Here is a 5,192-nt window from a genome sequence, read left to right as displayed (position 1 = left end):
CTCGCGCCTGCGATAGTCGCTGATTACTTCGGATTCCTAACTTTTTTTGGAGCTCACCATGCTGCGTTTCATCATGTCCCTGTCGCGCGACGAGCGCGGCGTTAGCGCGCTCGAATATGCCATTTTGGCGGCGATCGTGGTTGCTGCGCTGGTCTCGGTCGGTACTGTCTTCAGCGGAGCTGATGGCTTGTCGGCTCTGTTCACCACTTTGTTCACGAAGATCAAGGCCCAGCTTCCGGCGTAAGCGGGCGGGTGGATGCCCGTTGCCACGCCGGCGCGGGCACATCCGCAAATCGGTACGTCCGTTTGCCGCCAGGAGAGCTCGTCATGGATCCGATCAAAGCGATGGCATACGTGATCCTTGCCGTGCTTGCAGTTTCGGATCTGCGCCGGCGGCGTCTGCCCAATGTCTGGGTATCTGCTTTCGCCGCGCTGTATCTGCTGGAAGCGGCACTGAACGGTAGCACCCTCATGGAATTCGCCACGCATGCCGCCCTCGGCGCGTTTTCGCTGGGGCTCGCGGCTGTGCTGTTTCAGTTGCGCTGGCTCGGGGGCGGAGACGTGAAGTTCGGTGCGGCCGTCTTTCTTTGGTGCGGCCCCGCCTACGCCCTCGCACTACTCGTCATCGTTTCAGTGTTCGGTGCCCTCCTTGGCCTTTCGATGCTCGCACTCTCGTTTGCACTTCGCCACCCCACTTGCAGCGGTGTCGCCCGACGCACGACCTGGCTCTCCGCGGCCCGAGGCGTGCCTTACGGTGTCGCGCTCGCGCTGGCGGGAGCCATTGCAGTGCTGCTGCAGCCGACAGCCGGTGTTCGTGCCGCGGCCACCTTGCTGACATCCTCGTTCGGTTATCCACTCGGTCTCGCGCTAGTCGGCCATGCGCGATTTGCCTAACGAGAACACGCCGTCCCTATGCCAAACATCCTGAAGCTTGCCGCGCTCATCGCCGTTGCCGCGATAGGTGCTTTCGTCATTCGCGCGCTGTTCATCGCGGCTTCGGCGCCCGGTGTTGCGAAGCCCGCCGCGCTCGTGCGCGTGCGCGCGGCAGCGGACGAACTGCCCGACGGTTTGCTGTTGAGAGATTCCGATCTCATCTGGAAAGCGGTACCGCGCGACCAGATACCGGCCGGCGCACTGTTGGAAGGCTCGCCCGAAGCGAGCGCCAACAACGATCTGAAAGGCGACTTGTTGCGCCATGCCGTGCATGCGGGCACGCCGCTCGGGCTCACCGACGTCATCTTGCCCAGCGCGCCCGGCTTTCTCGCCGCGGCGCTCAAGCCGGGCATGCGCGCCATTTCGGTGTCCATCGACGATGTATCCGGCAACGCAGGACTCATTCAGCCTGGCGACTTTGTCGACGTGCTGCTCACGCAACAAATCCGCGCCGACGCGGGCGTCGATGTTCCGCCGGCGCGGGCTGTGGAATCCGAAACGGTTGCGGAACGCGTGCGCGTGCTTGCGGTCGGCTCCGCCTTCAAACGTCCGAAGGACGATGCTGCGGCCTCGACTACGAACGTGCGAACGGCGACTTTCGAAGTCACGCCGGCCGGCGCGCAGTCGATCACCGTGGCTGCGCATCTCGGCACGCTATCGCTCGCGCTGCGCAGCTTCGCGACACGCGACAAGCACGCCTCCGACGCCGAAGACGTCGCACGCGCGCAAACGCCGCCCGTCTGGGCCGGCGACGTCTCGCGCGCGCTGAAGGCCGTGGCTCCGCCTGCGGCAACACCCGGCAGGCCAGCGGCACAGGTCCGGCAAGTGATGATCTATCGCGGCTCGAAGGCCGAGCCGGCAGGCGGCTCGGCGCAAAACGGCGCATCGCCGGGCGGACAGCCGCTGCCGCCATTGCCGCCCGGTACCCCAGCGGCCGTGCCCGCCCGTACCGCAAACGAACCCGCCACCCCTGCAGGAACATAGGACTCACATGGCCAGCCTCACACGCGCCAATCCGTTCGCACGCCGCTCACGCCATCGCCCGGCCACGCTCGCCGAACTCGCGACGCAGCTCGCACATTTTGGCGCGCTCGCCGCCTTCCTTTGCATTGCGATGCTCGCCGGTGCGCGTACGGCATCGGCCGACGAGCCGGACGTATTGTCCGTCGCGGCGGGGGGTGGGACGATGATCTCGCTGCCCGAGCCGGCCGTGGCCGTCTTCGTGGCGGACCCCGATATCGCCGATGTCCATGTGCCCACGCCGCGTTCCGTTTTCGTGCTCGGCAAGAAGGCGGGCACGACGACGCTCTTTGCGCTGGGCGCCAATAACCGGCAGATCCTGCGCAAGACGATCAGCGTGGCCACGGATACGGCCTCCGTTCAGCGGCTCTTAGATACGCGCTTTCCGCAGTTGGGCGTGCATGTGACGAGCGCGCCCGGATCGCTGATGGTGAGTGGCTCAGTGCCGAGCGCAGCCGATGCCGACGCCGTCGTTCAGACGCTGCAGCCCTATTTGCACGCCAAGGAGCAGCTGGTCAACCGGATGACGGTCGCGCATCCGATTCAGGTGCTGCTGCGCGTTCGCATCACGGAAGTCGATCGCAACATCACGCATCAGCTCGGCGTCGACTGGAATGCATTGGGCAAGAACGGCAACTTCTTCGGTGGCCTGTTCAACGGGCGCGCAATCTTCGACGCGACGACGAACCTTTTCAACCTGTCGTCGACGGGCGCGTACTCGGTGCTCGGCGGGTTCAAGGCTGGCGGCACGCAGATCGAGGGCGTCCTGGATGCGCTCGACAAGGAAGGGTTGATTACGATGCTGGCCGAACCCAATCTGACCGCCGTCTCGGGACAAACCGCGAGCTTCCTCGCGGGCGGTGAGCTACCGATTCCCGTTCCGCAGACCGGCTCGACGAGCACGATCACAATCGAATACAAGCCCTACGGCGTCTCGCTCAATTTCACGCCGACCGTCATGGCGGATAACCGCATCAGCCTCAGTGTGCGCCCGGAAGTGAGCCAGATCGATCCGACCAACAGCATCACGCTGAACTCGATTGTCGTCCCTGCTCTGACGGTGCGCCGCATGGAGACCACGGTCGAGTTATCGAGCGGGCAAAGCTTCGCCATCGGCGGTTTGTTGCAAAGCACGTCGAGCGATGTCCTGTCCGAGCTGCCGGGCCTCGGCCGGCTGCCGGTGCTCGGCAAGCTGTTCTCCTCGAAGAGCTACCAGAACAACAAGACCGAGCTCGTCGTGATCGTCACGCCTTACATCGTGGGACCGACCGGCCCTGGACAGTTGCACGGCGCACTCGACGACATCATGCGCCCGAGCACCGACGTCGAATTCGCCGTCCAGCATTCGCTCGGGGCGGATCCGCTGTCGGGGCAGTCGCCTCGCCTCGTCGGCGCCGCCGGCTTCGTCTATTGAGCAGGAGAAACCGGACCATGATGAACTCACGGCACATCCTCATCGTTACCGTCTTCGCCGGCGCCGCGAGCATCGGCCTGACGTCCTGCATGTCGGCGCCGCTCGGCATGCCCGACGCGTCGGTGATCGGCTACGTGCCCGGGGAAAACGGCGGACATGCAGTCCCGCCCTCATGCGAGGCACTCAACGAAGCAGCGCCGATGCGGGACGCCGGGCTGCAACGCCCAGGTGTGGCGTTCGGCTGCGCCACGTATTCGAATCTCGCGGCCATGGTCGCACGCCCCGCCGATTTCGTGAGCCCCCGCCCATATGCCGGGGCTGACGCCCCGCTGGCCGCAAGCGCCGTGCGGCGCTACGAAGAAGGCCGCGCAATGCCGTTAAGCGGAGCCTATGGCGGCAATTCGGCGTCTTCCTCGTCTTCTTCGCCCGCGGCATCGCCGGCGGGTTCACAGTAACGGAGACGGCCAACATGGGCGCTCACGAAACCAGCCTGTTCAAACGCCACGCGCGCCCTTCCGGCGCGGAGAAACTCATTGCCGTCGTCACCGACGCCGTCAGCGCGGAGGTGATCAACAACGTCGTCGTCGATGAAGGCATCGCGACCTCGCACGTCACGCTGGGTTCGCTCGACGATGCAGTGGGCGTCATGACCGCACTCAAGGAATCTCCGCACTACCTCATTATCGATGTGTCGGGGTCTGCCATGCCGATCTCAGATCTGATGCGGCTCGCGGATGTCGTGGACCCATCGGTCACCGTCGTCGCGATCGGCGAGCGCAATGACGTCGGACTTTTCCGAAACCTGCTGCAACTCGGCATACGCGACTATCTCGTCAAACCGCTTACGGTCGAGCTGGTCAGGCGTGCGCTCGCCGCGAACGACGCGAGCACTTCGCCGCGAATGGGCAAAGCGCTGAGCTTCGTGGGCACGCGAGGCGGAGTCGGCGTGACGACGATTGCAACGGCGCTCGCGAGCCACCTTGCCGATAAGACGCGCCGCCGCATCGCCTACATCGACCTCGACCCATACGGCGGTGCAGCAGCCTCGATGTTCGGCGTATCCGCCACGAGCGGTCTCATCGAACTGCTGCAAAACCCGCATCGACTCGACCAACAACTGATCAACCAAGCATTCATCGCGCAGAGCGATCGCTTGTTCGTCCTGGCCTCCGAACTACCGTACAACCAGGATTTTTCCGTGCGCGCGGGGGCACTCTCCGAGCTCATCTCCATGCTCAAGCGCCACTTCCATTACATCGTGATGGATTTGCCGCATCGGGGCGGCATGCTGATCGACGAAGCCTTCGAGGCAAGCGCGATGATCCATGTCGTGGCGGACCTCTCCGTGCACTCGACGCGCGAAGCGGCGCGCCTGTGCCAGTTCGCCGAAGCGCGCGACGCGAATCCGGCGATATCGGTACTCGTGAACGAGTCGAGACAGCCCGTGCCCGGCCGCGTGAATTCGAAGGATTTCATCAGTGCGCTCGCGCGGGGATCGGTCCATTCGCTGCCGTACGAGCCGCAGACCCTGGCGCTTACTGAAAATCTCGGAGAGTCGCTGGCCAGCCCCCAGCGTTCCCCGTTCGCAGCGGCGATCGTTGCGCTTGCCAACTCGATCACCGGTAACGAGGAAGCAGCGGCACCGTCGGCGCGCACGCCGTGGTATCGGCGTCTCGCGCCTGCCCGGAGGGCAAGCTGATGTTCGGCCGCCGCAACGGGTTGCTGAGCGCCGATCCGGCAACGGACCCGGACGAACTGCGGGCCTCGCCGGCCGAGCCAGCGTACTCGGCTCCTGTGGCCGGAAGCTTGCGCGACGCAAGTGCGA

At 65.0% G+C, this 5,192-nt stretch carries 6 protein-coding genes; all 6 read left to right on the top strand.

What is annotated here, in order from left to right; genetic code table 11:
* Positions 1-58 precede the first annotated feature (58 nt).
* Complete coding sequence (locus VGL01_RS23905; protein WP_173257354.1) at positions 59-244, top strand: Flp family type IVb pilin; 186 nt, start codon at positions 59-61, stop codon at positions 242-244.
* Between the two features lie 83 nt (positions 245-327).
* Complete coding sequence (locus VGL01_RS23900) at positions 328-894, top strand: A24 family peptidase (RefSeq protein ID WP_331573800.1); 567 nt, start codon at positions 328-330, stop codon at positions 892-894.
* An 18-nt stretch (positions 895-912) separates the two neighbouring features.
* Positions 913-1,917, top strand: coding sequence for a Flp pilus assembly protein CpaB (cpaB, locus tag VGL01_RS23895; protein ID WP_331573798.1), 1,005 nt, complete (start codon positions 913-915; stop codon positions 1,915-1,917).
* Positions 1,918-2,047: 130 nt separating this feature from the next.
* A complete protein-coding gene (locus tag VGL01_RS23890) occupies positions 2,048-3,367 on the top strand; it encodes a type II and III secretion system protein family protein (protein WP_331573804.1) in 1,320 nt (439 codons plus the stop codon).
* A gap of 17 nt (positions 3,368-3,384) precedes the next feature.
* Entirely contained in the window at positions 3,385-3,822 is a 438-nt protein-coding gene (locus tag VGL01_RS23885; protein WP_414720333.1) for a CpaD family pilus assembly lipoprotein, read from the top strand.
* Positions 3,823-3,836: 14 nt separating this feature from the next.
* Positions 3,837-5,066 (top strand): AAA family ATPase, encoded by a 1,230-nt coding sequence (locus VGL01_RS23880; protein ID WP_331573796.1) that lies wholly within the window; start codon positions 3,837-3,839, stop codon positions 5,064-5,066.
* Positions 5,067-5,192: the final 126 nt, after the last annotated feature.

The organism is Trinickia sp., assembly GCF_036503415.1.
Lineage (GTDB): Bacteria > Pseudomonadota > Gammaproteobacteria > Burkholderiales > Burkholderiaceae > Trinickia.
This window is presented reverse-complemented; position numbering and strand designations above follow the sequence as displayed.